The sequence below is a fragment of the Streptomyces sp. NPDC012827 genome (assembly GCF_042900905.1).
In the GTDB taxonomy this organism is placed as follows: Bacteria; Actinomycetota; Actinomycetes; order Streptomycetales; family Streptomycetaceae; genus Streptomyces; species Streptomyces gulbargensis.
Map to the genome: position 1 here is coordinate 226,821 of NZ_JBIBBY010000004.1, position 17,402 is coordinate 244,222.

Annotated in this window: 14 protein-coding genes; 8 read left to right on the forward strand and 6 right to left on the reverse strand. The window is 68.7% G+C overall.

Going from position 1 to position 17,402, the window contains the following annotated elements; translation table 11 throughout:
- Nucleotides 1-17 precede the first annotated feature (17 nt).
- From ACFY60_RS10470 to ACFY60_RS10505, 8 genes are all read left to right on the forward strand, one after another.
- Nucleotides 18-1,211, forward strand: a complete 1,194-nt coding sequence (locus ACFY60_RS10470) for a hypothetical protein (RefSeq protein ID WP_388610729.1) — start codon at nucleotides 18-20, stop codon at nucleotides 1,209-1,211.
- Nucleotides 1,212-1,236: 25 nt separating this feature from the next.
- Nucleotides 1,237-2,373, forward strand: coding sequence for a hypothetical protein (locus tag ACFY60_RS10475; protein ID WP_388610727.1), 1,137 nt, complete (start codon nucleotides 1,237-1,239; stop codon nucleotides 2,371-2,373).
- Nucleotides 2,374-2,384: 11 nt separating this feature from the next.
- Nucleotides 2,385-3,491 carry a hypothetical protein gene (locus ACFY60_RS10480; RefSeq protein WP_388610726.1) on the forward strand — a complete coding sequence of 369 codons (1,107 nt, stop codon included), beginning with the start codon at nucleotides 2,385-2,387 and terminating at the stop codon, nucleotides 3,489-3,491.
- Nucleotides 3,491-4,135 carry a hypothetical protein gene (locus ACFY60_RS10485; protein ID WP_388610724.1) on the forward strand — a complete coding sequence of 215 codons (645 nt, stop codon included), beginning with the start codon at nucleotides 3,491-3,493 and terminating at the stop codon, nucleotides 4,133-4,135. The genes ACFY60_RS10480 and ACFY60_RS10485 overlap by 1 nt, the downstream gene beginning before the upstream one ends.
- Before the next feature lie 39 nt (nucleotides 4,136-4,174).
- The gene (locus ACFY60_RS10490; RefSeq protein ID WP_388610722.1) at nucleotides 4,175-4,579 is read left to right on the forward strand and encodes an ATP-binding protein; all 405 of its coding nucleotides are present in this window, start codon (nucleotides 4,175-4,177) and stop codon (nucleotides 4,577-4,579) included.
- A 120-nt stretch (nucleotides 4,580-4,699) separates the two neighbouring features.
- The gene (locus ACFY60_RS10495) at nucleotides 4,700-5,626 is read left to right on the forward strand and encodes a peptidoglycan-binding protein (protein ID WP_388610721.1); all 927 of its coding nucleotides are present in this window, start codon (nucleotides 4,700-4,702) and stop codon (nucleotides 5,624-5,626) included.
- Nucleotides 5,627-5,667: 41 nt separating this feature from the next.
- Nucleotides 5,668-5,901 carry a hypothetical protein gene (locus ACFY60_RS10500; protein ID WP_345278569.1) on the forward strand — a complete coding sequence of 78 codons (234 nt, stop codon included), beginning with the start codon at nucleotides 5,668-5,670 and terminating at the stop codon, nucleotides 5,899-5,901.
- Nucleotides 5,888-6,151 (forward strand): hypothetical protein, encoded by a 264-nt coding sequence (locus ACFY60_RS10505; RefSeq protein WP_388610719.1) that lies wholly within the window; start codon nucleotides 5,888-5,890, stop codon nucleotides 6,149-6,151. Before ACFY60_RS10500 ends, ACFY60_RS10505 begins: the two co-directional genes overlap by 14 nt.
- 70 nt (nucleotides 6,152-6,221) lie before the next feature.
- Here the strand turns inward: ACFY60_RS10505 and ACFY60_RS10510 are convergent, their stop codons facing one another.
- From ACFY60_RS10510 to rplA, 6 genes are all read right to left on the reverse strand, one after another.
- Nucleotides 6,222-10,121 carry a DNA-directed RNA polymerase subunit beta' gene (locus ACFY60_RS10510; RefSeq protein WP_388610717.1) on the reverse strand — a complete coding sequence of 1,300 codons (3,900 nt, stop codon included), beginning with the start codon at nucleotides 10,119-10,121 and terminating at the stop codon, nucleotides 6,222-6,224.
- A gap of 107 nt (nucleotides 10,122-10,228) precedes the next feature.
- Entirely contained in the window at nucleotides 10,229-13,711 is a 3,483-nt protein-coding gene (gene rpoB, locus ACFY60_RS10515; RefSeq protein WP_345278570.1) for a DNA-directed RNA polymerase subunit beta, read from the reverse strand.
- Nucleotides 13,712-14,251: 540 nt separating this feature from the next.
- The gene (rplL, locus tag ACFY60_RS10520) at nucleotides 14,252-14,635 is read right to left on the reverse strand and encodes a 50S ribosomal protein L7/L12 (RefSeq protein ID WP_309054879.1); all 384 of its coding nucleotides are present in this window, start codon (nucleotides 14,633-14,635) and stop codon (nucleotides 14,252-14,254) included.
- A gap of 122 nt (nucleotides 14,636-14,757) precedes the next feature.
- Nucleotides 14,758-15,288, reverse strand: a complete 531-nt coding sequence (gene rplJ / locus ACFY60_RS10525; RefSeq protein ID WP_309054880.1) for a 50S ribosomal protein L10 — start codon at nucleotides 15,286-15,288, stop codon at nucleotides 14,758-14,760.
- A 252-nt stretch (nucleotides 15,289-15,540) separates the two neighbouring features.
- Nucleotides 15,541-16,461: a hypothetical protein gene (locus tag ACFY60_RS10530; RefSeq protein WP_388610715.1), complete on the reverse strand. Its 921-nt coding sequence runs from the start codon at nucleotides 16,459-16,461 to the stop codon at nucleotides 15,541-15,543.
- A 144-nt stretch (nucleotides 16,462-16,605) separates the two neighbouring features.
- Nucleotides 16,606-17,334, reverse strand: coding sequence for a 50S ribosomal protein L1 (gene rplA, locus ACFY60_RS10535; protein WP_309054882.1), 729 nt, complete (start codon nucleotides 17,332-17,334; stop codon nucleotides 16,606-16,608).
- Between the last annotated feature and the right edge of the window lie 68 nt (nucleotides 17,335-17,402).

The following is a 17,402-nucleotide window of genomic DNA, read 5'->3' on the forward strand; positions in this document are numbered from 1 at the left end:
ACGAACGGAGAACTCCCATGAACCTGCGCAGCAGCTGGGTCGACGAGACCGGCCAGACCCGCGAGGACACCCGCCTCACCCAGACCGGCGCGACCACGCCGGCCAACCCCGTCCAGGTCCGCTCCGGAATCTTCCCCGGCTCGTACGACGGCCGGTACCGGCTCGCCGGCTTCTGGACCTTCGGTTCCGCCGCCATGTCCGTGACCGTGTCCGAGGGCCGGGCCGTCATCCAGGGCGACATCTCCCAGGGCGCCTACCCGGTGACCCTGCCGGCCTCCGAGGTGGTCACCTTCGCGCCCGGGCACGCCCAGTACAGCCGCAAGGACCTGCTCGTCCTCAAGATCTACGACCGGCTCTACGACACCGTCGAGCAGAACGCGGCGAAGATCGAGATCATCCAGGGCGAGGCCCGCCAGGACCCGCAGCCGCCGCCCGTCCCCGCGCGCTGCCTGCCCCTGTACGAGGTGACCGTCCCGGCCGGCGCCAGCGCGGGCACCGGCGGCATCCCCTGGGACCGGGCGCTGAAGGACCTGCGCACCCCGGTCGTCTCCCTCGGCGGCATCATCCCGGTCGAGGGCCCGGTCCTGCCGGGTGCCTACCCGGGGCAGTACCAGGACGCGGGCGGCGCGCTCCAGCGCTGGGACGGCGGCGCGTGGGTCTCGTACCCCTCGGCGCTCGGCGGCATCATCCCGTCCTCGGCGTCGGGCACCACGCCGGCCAGCTACACCGGCCAGTACCGGGACCACAACGGGGTGCTCCAGCGCTGGGACGGTTCGGTCTGGCGACCGGCCTACCCGGGTCCGTACTTCACCGGCTCGAACGACCACGGGTACACGACCTCGACGACGTACACGCCGACGCTGCTGGAGACGGGCGGCTCCCCGCTCGACGTCGAGTTCATCGCGCCGCCCTCGGGCGCCATCCTGATCAACTACGGCGCCCGTATGTGGGCCTCGTCCTCCACGCCCCACACGGTGGTGATGGGTCTGCGGCTCACCCAGGCGGGCGTCACCAAGATCGCCGAGAGCGACGAGACGGCCTGCTTCTACACCGGCACCACGCCCGCGTCGATGTCCTCCACGACCCGGTTCTACAACCTGACGCCGGGCCTGCCGTACGTCCTCACCGGCATGTTCAAGTGCGGCACCAACACCGCACAGATCAGGGCGAACTACGACAACACGTTCATCATGGTCCACCCGCAGTACTGACCGACCCCACCGACAGGAGAGAACCATGGCACTGCGCAGCGGTTGGCTCACGCCGACCGGGCAGACGAGGGCCACGACCCGCCTCACCGCCCACGGCGCCGCCACCCCGGCGGGTCCCCTCGCCTCCCGGTCGGGCATCCTGCCCGGCACCGTCGACGGCAAGTACCGGGTCGGTGGCCTCTGGATGAGCTCCAACGGCCCGATGAGCGCGACCGTGTACGCGGGGCGGGCCGTCGTCCAGGGGACGAACGGCCAGGGCGCCTACCCCGTCACCCTGGACGCGGACACCACCGTCACCTTCGGGGACGGCGATCCGCTCAACCCGCGCATCGACCTCGTGATCCTGCGCGTCTACGACGACGAGTTCGACCAGCAGACCCGGCACGAGGCCGTCCTGGAGGTCGTCAGGGGTGAGCCGAAAGCGCAGCCCCAGGCCCCGCAGGTGCCGCCGGCGTCCCTCGCCCTGTTCTCGGTGTACGTGAAGGCCGGGGCCTCGGCGGGCACGGGTGGCATCGACTGGACGGGCGGCGCCCTGACCGACCTGCGCACCACCGTCGTCGGGGTCGGCGGCATCCTGCCCGTCTACAACAACGCGGGCGCGGCCGGCGCCTACCCGGGCCAGTACCAGGACAACGACAACGCCCACTACCTCCAGCGCTGGAACGGCACCACGTGGGTCGCGTACCCGAAGGAGATCGGCGGCATCGCGCCGAGCGGCGCGCTCTCCACGGGCAGCTACCCCGGCCAGTTCCGCGACAACAACGGCACGCTCCAGCGCTGGAACGGCACCTCGTGGGTGAACTACCAGCCGCCGGTGGAGACGGAGTTCATCACCTCCGGGGCGACGGCGCTGACGGGCTGGACGCTGCTGTCCTTCGCGGCCCGCCGGTCGCGGGGCATCGCCACGGTGACGGTGCTCGTCACCCGCAACGGCGCCGACATCACCGCCACCAACATCGGCAACATCAACGACGAGCCGCTCGTCACCCTCCCGACGGGCTGGCGTCCGCCCTTCGAGTACGAGGCGGCCGCCACCGACGGCTACGCCTCCGGTGGCGCGGTCTTCTACCCCGGCGGAACGCTCACGCTGCGGACCTGGACGCCGAACGCCCCCATCCAGGCGGGCCGGCACCTCCGCGTCTCCGCCACCTACATTCTGTAAGGGGCCCCACCATGGCACTCGACACGCCCTACCGGGCCATCTTCTGCGACCTGTTCACCGACACGACCCTCGACATCCTGCCGCTGCGGGACGTCTCCTTCGAGGACTACATCGGCCGGGCCGGCTCCCTGTCCGGCACGGTCCCCATCCCCGACCGCACGATGGCCGAGCGGGCCCACAAGATCAAGCCGGGCCGCACCACGGTCTATCTGGAGCGTGGCGGGGACCTGTGGTGGGGCGGCATCGTCTGGACCAGCACCCTTCAGGGCAGCGACCGGGGCGTGCTGACGCTGGGCATCCAGGCCTCGACCTTCGACTCGTACGCGGCCCGCCGCCGCATCCGTACGGACGTCAAGTACACGCAGCCCACGGACCAGTTCACCATCGCCCGCACCCTCTGGTCGTCGCTCTCGGCGGGCCTCGGCTCCAGCGGCATCGACACCGGCGACCCCGAGGCGACGTCCGGCGTGCTGCGGACCGCGTCCTGGCTGCACGGCGACGAGACCGTCTACCAGGAGGCGCTCGACCAGCTCGGCGCCCAGGAGAACGGGTTCGAGTACCAGATCTTCGTGTTCCGGGACCCGGAGGACGGCAAGCGGGTCCGCCAGCTCCGGCTCGGCTCGCCCAAGCTCCACACCGGCAGCACGGACATGGTCTTCGACCGGCCCGGCACGATCCTGTCGTACTCGCTCCCGGACGACGCCACCCGAGGCGGCACCCACGCCCTGGCCCGGGGCGCCACCACCAACACCAACGCGGCCACCACCTCGCGGCCCACGCTGTCGTCCGTCGCCACGCCGAGGAAGCCGCTGGACGACCGCTGGCCCCAGCTCGACCTGTCCTCGGACCACAACGACATCAGCGACAAGGCGACGCTGGACTCGCTGGCCCAGGCCGCGGTGGACGCGGCGGCCGGGTCGGTGCTGATCCCCGAGATCAGCATCCGGCTCGGCGGGATCGTCCCGCCGGCGCTGCTGGGCCGCACCGCCCGTATCCGCATCACCGACGAATGGCATCCGACGGGCCTCGACGCCCGCTACCGGATCGTCGGCGTCAAGGTGCGGCCGGCCGAACGCGGCCGTCCCGACACCGCCGATCTCGCACTGGAGGAACGCTGATGGCGCTGCTGCCCGAGGACATCATCGACCGGCTGATCCAGATGGAGCGCCGGATCCAGGCCATCTCCACGGCCGTGAACGTCCGCCCGCCCCTGACCGAGGTCGTCAACGGCTCCCTGACGCTGCGCCGTCAGACGGACCCGAACGACCCCGCCACCTCGGTCAACCTCGTCCAGATCAACACCAGCGGCCCCGACTCCACGAAGCCGGTGCTGCGGGTGAACGACGCCTACGGCCACGAACTCCTGTCGGACGACATCCTGACCGGCGGGCTCGCCCGGCCCTGGCTGGCGATGCTGCCCCCGCAGGACATGGCCTCCGCGAACTGGCCGTCCACCAGCGCCACGGCCTGGACCACGATCGCCCAGTCCCAGAACCCGATCTGGCAGCCCAAGATGCGGCTGCGCATGTACACCCGGATCTCGGCCGCGGGCGTCGCGGGCCAGATCCGGGTGATGGTCAACGGCGTCCAGTTCGGCCCGACCGTCAGCGCCGGATCGGTCTTCGACCACACCGGCGCGGTCACGACCGACATGCAGGCCGACTTCGGCAAGGACATGAACGTGGAGATCCACGCCCAGGTCACCAGTGCCTCCGGCACCGTCTACGCGAAGCCCGTCATGATGCACGGCCGCCAGTCCTGACCCGCCCCCACCCCCGACGACCCCGAGAAGGATCCCCGCATGATCCCCGACCCGAACCATCCCTGGGGCCTGGCCGTCGACTACGCCGGCCGCGGCACCGTCACCGAGAACGGCCACACCGTCGCCGTCCGCCTCTACGACAACACGTTCGGCGGCCCGCTGGAGATCGACCCGGTGACGGGCGAGTACCCGGCGGTGTACGTCAGCGCCCAGGTCAACGAGAACGGCCCCAGCGGCGCGGCGCTGCGCGGGTACGGCACGGCCGTGGTCCAGCCGGTGGCCGGCAGGCAGGCCGTGCCCGACCCGGAGGCGGTACGCAGCGCGGTCGCCGCCGCGCTCGCCGACTTCGAGGCCCGCCGGGCCGCCTACGCGGAGCTGTGCGCGGCCTGGGCCCCGGCCACCCCGCCGCCCACCCCGGAGCCCGAGCCCGCTCCGGCCCCGTAGACCCCGGCCCGCGCAGACCCGCACCGCCCCGGCCTCCCGGCGCCGGAGCGCCCCCGCCCCACCTCTCCGCCCGCCCCGCGCCCCGACGGCCGGGGCTTTCGCATGTCCGGAGGACACCAGATGGCCACTCCCCTGCCCGCGGACCGGCTCGCCGCCGCGCTCCGCGCCGAAGGCGTCACCGTCGTCGAGCACCCCGGCTGGCGCACCCACCACCGCAACCAGGCCGGTGCCTGGGGCCCGGTCGCCGGCGTCATGATCCACCACACCGTCTCCAGCGGCACGGCCTCCTCGGTCGCGATGTGCTTCCACGGCTACAAGGGCCTGCCCGGGCCGCTGTGCCACGGCGTCATCGCCAAGGACGGCACCGTCCACCTGGTCGGCTCCGGCCGGGCCAACCACGCCGGCGGTGGTGACCCGTCCGTCCTGAAGGCCGTGGTCAGCGAGACGTACGGCGAACGCCCGCCCATCCCCCGCGAGCACCAGGGCAGCGCGAACGCCGTCGACGGGAACTCCCGCTTCTACGGTTTCGAGTGCGTCAACCTCGGCGACGGCTCCGACCCGTGGCCGGCCGCCCAGCTCGACGCCATCGAGCGGGTCTCGGCCGCGCTGTGCCGGGCCCACGGCTGGGGCGCGAAGTCCGTCATCGGCCACCTGGAGTGGTCGGACTGGAAGTCCGACCCGAAGGGCTTCGGCATGCCCGGCATGCGCGACCGGGTGCAGCGGCGGCTCGCCAAGGCGCCGGTGAAGAACCCGCCGGCCGCCGTCCCCGGGGCGAAGCCCACCCCTCCCCGCCCCCGCTACCAGCCCTTCCCGGGCACCTCGTTCTTCCGCGAGGAGACGAGCTCCCCGGTCATCACGGCGATGGGCCGCCGCCTCGTCGCCGAGGGCTGTTCCGCGTACGCGGTCGGCCCCGGCCCCCGGTGGAGCGAGGCCGACCGCCGCTCGTACGCCAGGTGGCAGCGCAAGCTCGGCTTCCGCGGCTCCGACGCCGACGGCATCCCGGGCGCCGCCTCCTGGAACGCCCTGAAGGTCCCGTACACGACATAGCCCCCGCGTACCACCCCCGCACAACCCCGAGGAGACCCACGATGACCGATGCCGCCAAGCGCACGGCCCGTACCGTCCTCCAGACCGCCGTCGGCATCGCCGTCGTGCTGCCCGCGATCGTCGACGCCTCCGGCATCCCCGAGACCCTCCCCTGGGTCGCCGGAGCCCTGGCCGTCGCCGGCGCACTCACCCGGGTCATGGCCCTCGACCTGGTCCAGAACCTGCTCCCGGCCTGGCTCCGCCCCACCCAGGGCGGTGCCGATGACCGAGCCTGACCCGAACGATCCCGTCGCCGTCGCCCTGGAGCTGGAACGGCTCCGCGGCACCCTGGAGGCCGGCTTCGCCCGGGTCGACGGCTCGCTCGCCCTGCTCGTGCAGCGCAGCGACCAGACGGACCGGCAGCTCGCCGACCACGAGGCCCGCCTCGACGACCTGGAGCGCGCCCGGTGGCCGCTGACCAGCATCCTCGCGGTGGCCGCCACCATGGGCGCCCTGCTCACGGCCTGGGAACTCGTCGGCCGCTGACCGGCCGGCCCGCGAGAACGCCGAAGGGCGGCACCCCGGTCACGGGGTGCCGCCCTTCGGTCAGACTCGCTTACTGGTTGTACGGACCGTAGTCGTAGTCCTCCAGCGGAACGGCCTGGCCGGAGCCCGAGCCGAACGGCGAGTAGTCGATGTCGTCGTAGCCGACGGCCGAGTACATCGCGGCCTTGGCCTCCTCGGTGGGCTCCACCCGGATGTTGCGGTAGCGGGACAGACCCGTACCGGCCGGGATGAGCTTACCGATGATGACGTTCTCCTTGAGGCCGATGAGGCTGTCGGACTTGGCGTTGATCGCCGCGTCCGTCAGCACTCGGGTCGTCTCCTGGAAGGAGGCGGCCGACAGCCAGGACTCCGTCGCCAGCGAGGCCTTGGTGATACCCATCAGCTGCGGACGGCCGGAGGCGGGGTGACCGCCCTCGGTGACCACACGACGGTTCTCCTGCTCGAACTTCGAGCGCTCGACCAGCTCGCCCGGCAGCAGCTCCGCGTCGCCGGACTCGATGATCGTCACCCGGCGCAGCATCTGCCGGATGATGATCTCGATGTGCTTGTCGTGGATCGACACACCCTGCGAGTTGTAGACCTTCTGGACCTCGCCGACCAGGTGGACCTGGACCGCGCGCTGGCCGAGGATCCGCAGCACGTCGTGCGGGTTGGTGGCACCCACGGTCAGCTTCTGGCCGACCTCGACGTGGTCGCCCTCGCCCACGAGCAGACGGGCACGCTTCGAGATCGGGTAGGCCGTCTCGTCGCTGCCGTCGTCCGGGGTGACGACGATCTTCTTGGTCTTCTCGGTCTCCTCGATACGGACGCGGCCGGCCGCCTCCGAGATCGGGGCGACACCCTTCGGCTGCCGGGCCTCGAAGAGCTCGACGACACGGGGCAGACCCTGGGTGATGTCGTCACCGGCCACACCACCGGTGTGGAAGGTACGCATCGTCAGCTGGGTACCGGGCTCACCGATGGACTGGGCGGCGATGATGCCGACCGCCTCACCGATGTCGACCAGCTTGCCGGTGGCCAGCGAGCGGCCGTAGCAGTAGGCGCAGGTGCCGACGGCGGACTCACAGGTCAGGACCGAGCGGGTCTTGACCTCCTCGACGCCCGCGTTGACGAGGGCGTCGATGAGCACGTCACCCAGGTCGACGTTGGCCGGCGCGATGACCTTGCCGTCCACGACGACGTCCTCGGCGAGCATCCGCGCGTACACGGAGGTCTCGACGTCGTCCGTCTTCCGCAGGACACCGGACTCGTCCTTGGCCGCGATCCGCAGCTTCAGACCGCGCTCGGTGCCGCAGTCCTCCTCGCGGATGATCACGTCCTGCGAGACGTCCACCAGTCGACGGGTCAGGTAACCCGAGTCGGCGGTACGCAGGGCGGTGTCGGCCAGACCCTTACGGGCACCGTGCGTCGAGATGAAGTACTCGAGGACGGAGAGGCCCTCACGGAAGGACGCCTTGATCGGACGCGGGATGGTCTCGTTCTTCGCGTTCGACACCAGACCACGCATACCGGCGATCTGCCGCATCTGCATCATGTTTCCTCGGGCACCCGAGTCAACCATCATGAAGATGGGGTTCGTCTTGGGGAAGTTCGCGTTCATCGCCTCGGCGACCTCGTTGGTCGCCTTGGTCCAGATCGCGATGAGCTCCTGGGTCCGCTCCTCCTTGGTGATCAGACCGCGCTCGTACTGCTTCTGGACCTTCTCGTCCTGCGCCTCGTAACCCTTGACGATCTCCTTCTTCGCCTCGGGAACGACGACGTCGGAGATGGCCACGGTGACACCGGAACGGGTCGCCCAGTAGAAGCCCGCCGCCTTCAGGTTGTCGAGCGTCGCCGCCACGATGACCTTGGGGTAGCGCTCGGCGAGGTCGTTGACGATCTCGGAGAGCTGCTTCTTGCCGACGGAGTAGTCGACGAACGGGTAGTCCTCGGGCAGCAGCTCGTTGAAGAGCGCACGGCCCAGGGTCGTCCGCAGACGGAACGAGTCACCCTGCTGCCACTGCGGCTCGCCCTCCTCCGCGACCGGGGGAACCCAGCCGCGCGGCGGAACGGTGCCGATCGGGAAGCGGATGTCGATCGGCGACTGCAGCGACAGCTCGCCGGCGTCGAACGCCATGATCGCCTCGGCCGTGGAGCCGAACGCGCGGCCCTCGCCCTTGACGTCCCGCAGCTCGCCGTCGGTGGTGAGGAAGAACAGACCGAGGACCATGTCCTGGGTCGGCATCGTCACCGGACGGCCGTCGGCGGGCTTGAGGATGTTGTTCGAGGACAGCATCAGGATGCGGGCCTCGGCCTGCGCCTCCGCGGAGAGCGGCAGGTGGACGGCCATCTGGTCACCGTCGAAGTCCGCGTTGAACGCGGTGCAGACGAGCGGGTGGATCTGGATGGCCTTGCCCTCGACCAGCTGCGGCTCGAAGGCCTGGATGCCGAGGCGGTGCAGCGTGGGCGCACGGTTCAGCAGAACCGGGTGCTCGGCGATGACCTCTTCGAGGACGTCGTACACGACCGTGCGGCCGCGCTCGACCATGCGCTTGGCCGACTTGATGTTCTGCGCGTGGTTCAGGTCGACCAGGCGCTTCATCACGAACGGCTTGAACAGCTCGAGAGCCATGGCCTTCGGCAGACCGCACTGGTGCAGCTTGAGCTGCGGGCCGACGACGATGACGGAACGCGCGGAGTAGTCCACACGCTTACCGAGCAGGTTCTGACGGAATCGACCCTGCTTACCCTTCAGCATGTCGCTGAGGGACTTCAGCGGACGGTTGCCGGGGCCCGTGACCGGGCGGCCGCGGCGGCCGTTGTCGAAGAGGGCGTCGACCGCCTCCTGGAGCATCCGCTTCTCGTTGTTCACGATGATCTCGGGGGCACCGAGGTCGAGCAGACGCTTCAGACGGTTGTTGCGGTTGATCACACGGCGGTACAGGTCGTTCAGGTCGGAGGTCGCGAAGCGGCCACCGTCCAGCTGCACCATCGGACGCAGGTCCGGCGGGATCACCGGCACGCAGTCGAGAACCATGCCCTTGGGGCTGTTCGCGGTCTGCAGGAACGCGGAGACGACCTTGAGGCGCTTGAGCGCACGGGTCTTCTTCTGGCCCTTGCCGGTACGGATGATCTCGCGGAGCTTCTCCGCCTCCTCCTCCAGGTCGAAGGACTCCAGGCGCTTCTGCAGCGCCGCGGCACCCATCGAGCCGTCGAAGTACGTGCCGAAGCGGTCACGCAGCTCGCGGTAGAGGAGCTCGTCGCCCTCCAGGTCCTGGACCTTGAGGTTCTTGAAGCGGCTCCAGACCTCGTCGAGGCGGTCGATCTCGCGCTGCGCACGGTCGCGCAGCTGCTTCATCTCACGCTCGGCGCCCTCGCGCACCTTGCGGCGCACGTCGGCCTTGGCGCCCTCGGCCTCCAGCTCGGCCAGGTCGGTCTCGAGCTTCTTGGCGCGGGCCTCGAGGTCGGCGTCGCGGCGGTTCTCGATCTGCTGGCGCTCGACGGAGACGTGGGCCTCCAGCGACGGCAGGTCACGCGTACGGCGCTCGTCGTCGACGTACGTGATCATGTACGCCGCGAAGTAGATGACCTTCTCCAGGTCCTTCGGGGCGAGGTCGAGCAGGTAGCCCAGACGCGACGGAACGCCCTTGAAGTACCAGATGTGGGTGACGGGAGCGGCGAGCTCGATGTGGCCCATCCGCTCACGGCGCACCTTCGCGCGGGTGACCTCGACGCCACACCGCTCACAGATGATGCCCTTGAAGCGGACACGCTTGTACTTGCCGCAGTAGCACTCCCAGTCCCGGGTCGGACCGAAGATCTTCTCGCAGAAGAGTCCGTCCTTCTCGGGCTTCAGGGTGCGGTAGTTGATGGTCTCCGGCTTCTTGACCTCGCCGTGGCTCCACTGACGGATGTCATCAGCGGTGGCCAGACCGATCCGGAGCTCGTCGAAGAAGTTGACGTCGAGCACTATGCGTCAATCCCTCTCAGGGTTGTAAGACTTGGGGTCTGAAACGGGGGTCCTGGGGCCGGCCGGGGACTCAGTGAAGCTCACCGAGTCCCCGTACCGGACTCCCGTCAGACCTCTTCGACGCTGCTCGGCTCGCGCCGGGACAGGTCGATACCGAGCTCCTCCGCTGCGCGGAAGACGTCCTCGTCGGTGTCGCGCATCTCGATGGACATGCCGTCCGAGGACAGCACCTCCACGTTGAGGCACAGGGACTGCATCTCCTTGATGAGCACCTTGAAGGACTCGGGGATGCCGGGCTCAGGGATGTTCTCGCCCTTGACGATGGCCTCGTAGACCTTCACGCGGCCGGTGACGTCGTCGGACTTGATCGTCAGCAGCTCCTGGAGGGCGTACGCGGCGCCGTATGCCTCCAGCGCCCACACCTCCATCTCACCGAAGCGCTGACCACCGAACTGGGCCTTACCACCCAGCGGCTGCTGGGTGATCATCGAGTACGGACCGGTCGACCGGGCGTGCAGCTTGTCGTCGACCAGGTGGTGGAGCTTGAGGATGTACATGTACCCGACCGAGATCGGGTCCGGGAACGGCTCACCGGAGCGGCCGTCGAACAGGCGCGCCTTGCCGGTCGGGAGCACCATGCGCTCGCCGTCGCGGTTCGGGATGGTGTGCTGGAGCAGACCCGCGAGCTCGTCCTCACGCGCACCGTCGAAGACCGGGGTGGCGACGTTGGTGCCGGGGGCGACCTTGTCGGCGCCGATGGCCTGGAGACGCTGCGCCCACTCGTCCGCGAGGCCGGAGACGTCCCAGCCGCGGCTGGCGAGCCAGCCGAGGTGGATCTCCAGGACCTGTCCCGGGTTCATTCGGGACGGGACACCCAGCGGGTTGAGGATGATGTCGACCGGGGTGCCGTCCTCGAGGAAGGGCATGTCCTCGATCGGAAGGATCTTGGAGATGACACCCTTGTTGCCGTGACGGCCGGCGAGCTTGTCACCGTCGGTGATCTTGCGCTTCTGGGCGACGTAGACGCGGACCAGCTGGTTCACGCCCGGGGGAAGCTCGTCGCCCTCCTCGCGGTCGAAGACGCGGACGCCGATGACCTTGCCGGTCTCGCCGTGCGGGACCTTCAGCGAGGTGTCACGGACCTCACGGGCCTTCTCACCGAAGATCGCGCGGAGCAGGCGCTCCTCCGGGGTCAGCTCGGTCTCACCCTTCGGGGTGACCTTGCCGACCAGGATGTCGCCGGCGACGACCTCGGCACCGATGCGGATGATGCCGCGCTCGTCGAGGTCGGCGAGGACCTCCTCGGAGACGTTCGGGATGTCCCGGGTGATCTCCTCGGGGCCGAGCTTGGTGTCACGGGCGTCGACCTCGTGCTCCTCGATGTGGATCGAGGAGAGGACGTCGTCCTGGACGAGGCGCTGCGACAGGATGATCGCGTCCTCGTAGTTGTGACCCTCCCACGGCATGAACGCGACCAGCAGGTTCTTGCCGAGCGCCATCTCACCGTTCTCGGTGGCGGGGCCGTCGGCGAGGACCTGGCCCTCGATGACCCGGTCGCCCTCGGAGACGACGACCTTCTGGTTGACCGAGGTGCCCTGGTTCGAGCGGGAGAACTTGTGCAGGCGGTACGTGGTGTACGTGCCGTCGTCGTTGGCGACGGTGATGTAGTCCGCGGAGAGCTCCTGGATCACACCGTCCTTCTCGGCCTTGAGCACGTCGCCGGCGTCGGTGGCGCAGCGGTACTCCATGCCGGTGCCGACGAGCGGGGCCTCCGACTTGATGAGCGGGACGGCCTGCCTCATCATGTTCGCGCCCATGAGGGCACGGTTGGCGTCGTCGTGCTCCAGGAAGGGGATCATGGCGGTCGCGACCGACACCATCTGGCGCGGCGAGACGTCCATGTAGTCGACTTCCGACGGCTCGACGTAGTCGACCTCGCCGCCGCGCTTGCGGACCAGGACGCGGTTCTCGGTGAAGCGGAGGTCGTCGTCGAGCGCGGCGTTGGCCTGCGCGATGACGAAGCGGTCCTCCTCGTCGGCGGTGACGTAGTCGACCTCGTCGGTGACCATGCCGTCGACGACCTTGCGGTACGGCGTCTCGATGAAGCCGAACGCGTTGACGCGGCCGTACGAGGCGAGCGAACCGATCAGACCGATGTTCGGGCCTTCGGGGGTCTCGATCGGGCACATGCGTCCGTAGTGGGACGGGTGCACGTCTCGGACCTCGAAGCCGGCCCGCTCACGGGACAGACCACCGGGACCCAGCGCCGAGAGACGACGCTTGTGCGTCAGACCCGACAGCGGGTTGTTCTGGTCCATGAACTGGGACAGCTGGCTGGTGCCGAAGAACTCCTTGATGGAGGCGACGACCGGCCGGATGTTGATCAGGGTCTGGGGCGTGATCGCCTCGACGTCCTGGGTGGTCATGCGCTCGCGCACGACGCGCTCCATCCGGGCCAGACCCGTGCGGACCTGGTTCTGGATGAGCTCGCCGACGTTGCGCAGACGACGGTTGCCGAAGTGGTCGATGTCGTCGGTCTCGACGACGATCTGCTGACCGTTCTCGCCGACCGTCTCGGTCTCGCCCGCGTGGAGCTTCACCAGGTACTTGATCGTGGCGATGATGTCGTCGGTGGTGAGGACACCGGCGTCCAGCGGCTCGTCGGCGCCGAGCTTCTTGTTCACCTTGTAGCGGCCGACCTTCGCGAGGTCGTAGCGCTTCGGGTTGAAGTAGAGGTTCTCGAGCAGCGTCTGAGCGGCCTCGCGCGTCGGCGGCTCGCCCGGACGCAGCTTGCGGTAGATGTCGAGGAGCGCGTCGTCCTGGCCCTGGGTGTGGTCCTTCTCCAGGGTGGCGCGCATGGACTCGTACTCGCCGAACTCCTGCAGGATCTGCTCGGTGGTCCAGCCCAGAGCCTTCAGCAGAACGGTGACGGACTGCTTGCGCTTGCGGTCGATGCGGACACCGACCAGGTCGCGCTTGTCGATCTCCATCTCCAGCCAGGCACCCCGGGACGGGATGATCTTGGCGGAGAAGATGTCCTTGTCGGACGTCTTGTCGATGGAGGAGTCGAAGTAGACACCCGGCGAACGGACCAGCTGCGACACCACGACACGCTCGGTGCCGTTGATGACGAAGGTGCCCTTGTTGGTCATGAGCGGGAAGTCGCCCATGAAGACCGTCTGGGACTTGATCTCGCCGGTCTCGTTGTTGGTGAACTCGGCCGTGACGAACAGCGGGGCGCCGTACGTGAAGTCACGGTCCTTGCACTCGTCGATCGAGTTCTTCGGCGGCTCGAAGCGGTGGTCGCGGAAGGTCAGCGACATCGACCCGGAGAAGTCCTCGATCGGCGAGATCTCCTCGAAGATCTCCTCCAGGCCGGACTTCGTGGGGACGTCCTGTCCCGACTCAAGGGCAGCCTCGACGCGAGCCTTCCAGGCGGCGTTTCCGAGCAGCCAGTCAAAGCTCTCGGTCTGCAGCGCGAGGAGGTTCGGAACCTCGAGGGGCTCCTTGATCTTTGCAAAGGAGATGCGCAGCGGGGCGGTGCTGGCGCCGTTGTTCGTATTGGTCGAGGCGTTGCGCGAGGCGGCCAAGAGGGGGTCCTTCCGAGGGCTCGGACTCACTACGCGCGTACCGGTCCCCAGCTGCTTCGCCGGCTTGCCTTCCCGAAATGACCAAAAGACCAGGTCAGAGAGGTCGGCCGTCGAAGCGGATGCGAGGGTATGCCCCTGGTGACGGGCAGGGGGCAGCTAACAGGCAGCGCAAAGGGTCAGTGTAGCCACTTGGCCCACTGATGTCCAGGGCGGTTCTTCGCGACCCTCGTTGTTCTCATCTCCGCGGTACCTCGCGCCATGCGGCGCACCTCGATACTGCCCGTTCGGCCGTCGATCCATGCCTCGGAAACGGATCGTTGTGACGACGCGTCCTGAGAATTGCGCGCTGCGTGCGGTTCGTCAAGGCCCCCCGGTGTGCGGGGCGCACGGCGAAGATCACCATACTCCGCTTCCGTCGGCCCGGACCAACGCCGCCACGCCCGTCCGGGGTACGCCGAAGGGCGACCACCCAGTTGGGTGATCGCCCTTCACGCTGCGAGCGTTACACGCTCACGAGGAGTCGCTTGGCGCGACGAGGTCTTACTTGACCTCGACGGAGGCGCCGGCGCCCTCAAGGGCGTCCTTGGCCTTGTCAGCGGCTTCCTTGTTGACCTTCTCGAGGACCGGCTTCGGGGTGCCGTCGACGAGGTCCTTGGCCTCCTTCAGACCCAGGGAGGTCAGCTCACGCACGACCTTGATGACCTGGATCTTCTTGTCGCCGGCGCCGGTGAGGATGACGTCGAACTCGTCCTTCTCCTCAGCGGCCTCGGCCGGGGCACCCGGGGCGCCCGGGGCGGCAACGGCGACGGCCGCGGCGGCGGTGACGTCGAACTTCTCCTCGAACGCCTTCACGAACTCGGAGAGCTCGATGAGGGTCATCTCCTCGAACTGCGCGAGCAGGTCTTCCTGAGAGAGCTTCGCCATGATGGGCGATCCTTCCACTAATTCGGCAGGTGCCGGATGTACATGTGAGGCGGGCGTACTGTCGGCCCGCTGCGACCCGCTCCGCCGGCTAGGCGGCGGCGCGGATCATTGCGCGAGCCGAATTACTCGGCACCGCCCTGCTCGGCCTGCTTGGCACGGAGCGCGTCCACGGTGCGGACGAGCTTCGACGGCAGCGCCTGGAAGAGCTGAGCAGTCTGGGACTGCTTGCCCTTGAACGCGCCGGCCAGCTTGCTGAGCAGAACCTCGCGGGACTCGAGGTCCGCGAGCTTCTTGATCTCATCGGCGGAGAGCGCCTTACCCTCAAGGACACCGCCCTTGATGATGAGGTTCGGGTTCTCCTTGGCGAAGTCACGCAGCGCCTTCGCCGACTCCACCGGGTCACCGGTGACGAAGGCGACCGCGGTCGGACCAGTGAACTGGTCGTCCAGCGCGGTGATCCCGGCCTGGTTGGCCGCAATCTTGGTCAGCGTGTTCTTCACCACGGCGTACTGGGCGTTCTCACCGAGCGAACGACGCAGCGTCTTGAGCTGCGCCACGGTGAGACCCCGGTACTCGGTCAGCACAGCGGCGTTCGAGCTGCGGAACTGGTCCTCCAGCTCGGCCACCGAGGCAGCCTTGTCGGGCCTTGCCATAAGCGTCGGCCTCCTTCCGGGTGATGGGACCGCGCGGAAGGGGCTGAACAAAACAAAACGCCCCGGGCGCAGGCGCACGGGGCTCAGCTCGACCGAATCGAAAAGGATCCGGGAACTCTTCCACAGTCACCTGCGCGGGTCGCTCGCATCTCTCAGCGAATCCTTCGGCCTCCGTACCCTGACGGGCACAGCGACGACCAGCGGTCTTTGGCTTCTGTGGAAGAGTACGTGATGGCCTGGGCCAGGAGCAAATCAGCTCCGGGGCGCCCCGGCACCGGCCTGGCCGATCTCCTGGAGCATCTTGAAGAGGTCGACCGTCTCACCGGCCGGCGGGGCCTGGACGGCCGCCCGGGCGCCGTAGTCCGAGTAGTCGGCGCGCATGGTCATCGAGCCCTGCTTCATCTTCATGCCGATGTCCATCCGGGCCGGGTAGCCGTCGCCGTTGACCCAGATCTCGGTCTCGTAGCCCTGGAGACCGGTCTTCTTCACGTTCTCGATGAGCTTGTCGTAGTCCTCCTTCGGGAGGACCTTCGAGGTCTCGTTGGCCTTCAGCATCTGCTCGAAGGTCAGCGTGCCCTTGTAGTGCTGGGTCTCCATGCCGTTGATCTTCTCGGCCCCGACGTGCTTGAGGTCCGGGGAGTCCAGGAGCAGGGCGAGCTGCTGGGCCGGGTCCTGGTTCATGGACTCCAGGCCACCGGTCATCTGCTTCTGCAGGTCCTTGTCACCGGACGCCTTGGCCGCGGCCTGCAGGTCCAGCTTCATCCAGCGCTTGCCGTCCATCTCGGCGGCCTGCTTCGCGCCCATGTCCATGTACATCACGTTGTCGAGCATCAGCATGCGGATCTGCTCGGGGGCCTCGGGGTCCCCGGCGCTCAGCATGGAGCCCTTCATGGTGATGTCCATGACCGCGGGGTCCCAGCCCTGCACGCCGGAGAGCTCGGCGGTACCGGAGTCGGCGCCGGTGCCCTCCATGGTCATGGTCATCTTGACCTTGGCCGACTTGGCCGCGGAGGTCTTCTCGTACGCGGCGGTGAGGACCTTCGTGACGTCCCCGGGCCCCGCCGCCTTGGCGCCCGCGGCCTTGCTGTCGCCGTCCTGACAGCCCGCGACCCCCGTCACGACGGCCACAGCGGTCAGCGCGACGCCCGCGCGCTTCCAGGAGGACTTGCTCATGGTGTTCCCCACCCCTTGATCCAGGTCTCTGTTCGACTCGACCGTATCCCACGGTGCCGACAGGACGGCAACGGAAAAAAGCCGGCCCCCGCGCCCTCCGGAGAGGAGCGGGGGCCGGCTGACCACTCAGCGAGCCGTGGGGGCTCAGACCGCGGCCGGGTCCTCCTCGACGAGGAGGTTGCGGGTGCGGTTCGGGTCGACCGGAATGCCGGGGCCCATCGTGGTGGCGATGGCGGCCTTCTTGATGTAGCGACCCTTGGCGGCGGACGGCTTCAGACGGAGGATCTCCTCCAGCGCGGCGCCGTAGTTCTCCACCAGCTTGGTCTCGTCGAAGGAGACCTTGCCGATGATGAAGTGCAGGTTCGAGTGCTTGTCGACGCGGAACTCGATCTTGCCGCCCTTGATGTCGTTGACAGCCTTGGCGACATCGGGGGTGACGGTGCCGGTCTTGGGGTTCGGCATGAGACCACGCGGGCCGAGGACGCGGCCGAGGCGGCCGACCTTGCCCATGAGGTCCGGGGTGGCCACCACGGCGTCGAACTCGTTCAGGCGGTTGCCCTTGGAGATCTCGTCGATGAGCTCGTCGGAGCCGACGATGTCGGCGCCCGCGGCGATCGCGGCCTCGGCACGGTCACCGGTCGCGAAGACCAGGACCCGGGCGGTCTTACCGGTGCCGTGCGGGAGGTTCACGGTGCCACGGACCATCTGGTCGGCCTTGCGCGGGTCGACACCCAGGCGGAAGGCGACCTCGACGGTGCCGTCGAACTTCGTGGTGGAGGTCTCCTTGGCCAGACGGACGGCCTCGAGCGGGGCGTAGAGCTTCTCCCGGTCGATCTTCGCGTCCGCAGCGCGGAGAGACTTGCTGCGCTTCACTTCTGCTCCTGTGTTCGTTTCAGGTGTGGAGTCGTGGTGCGGGCCAGCGCTGGCCCTGCCACTGGGGT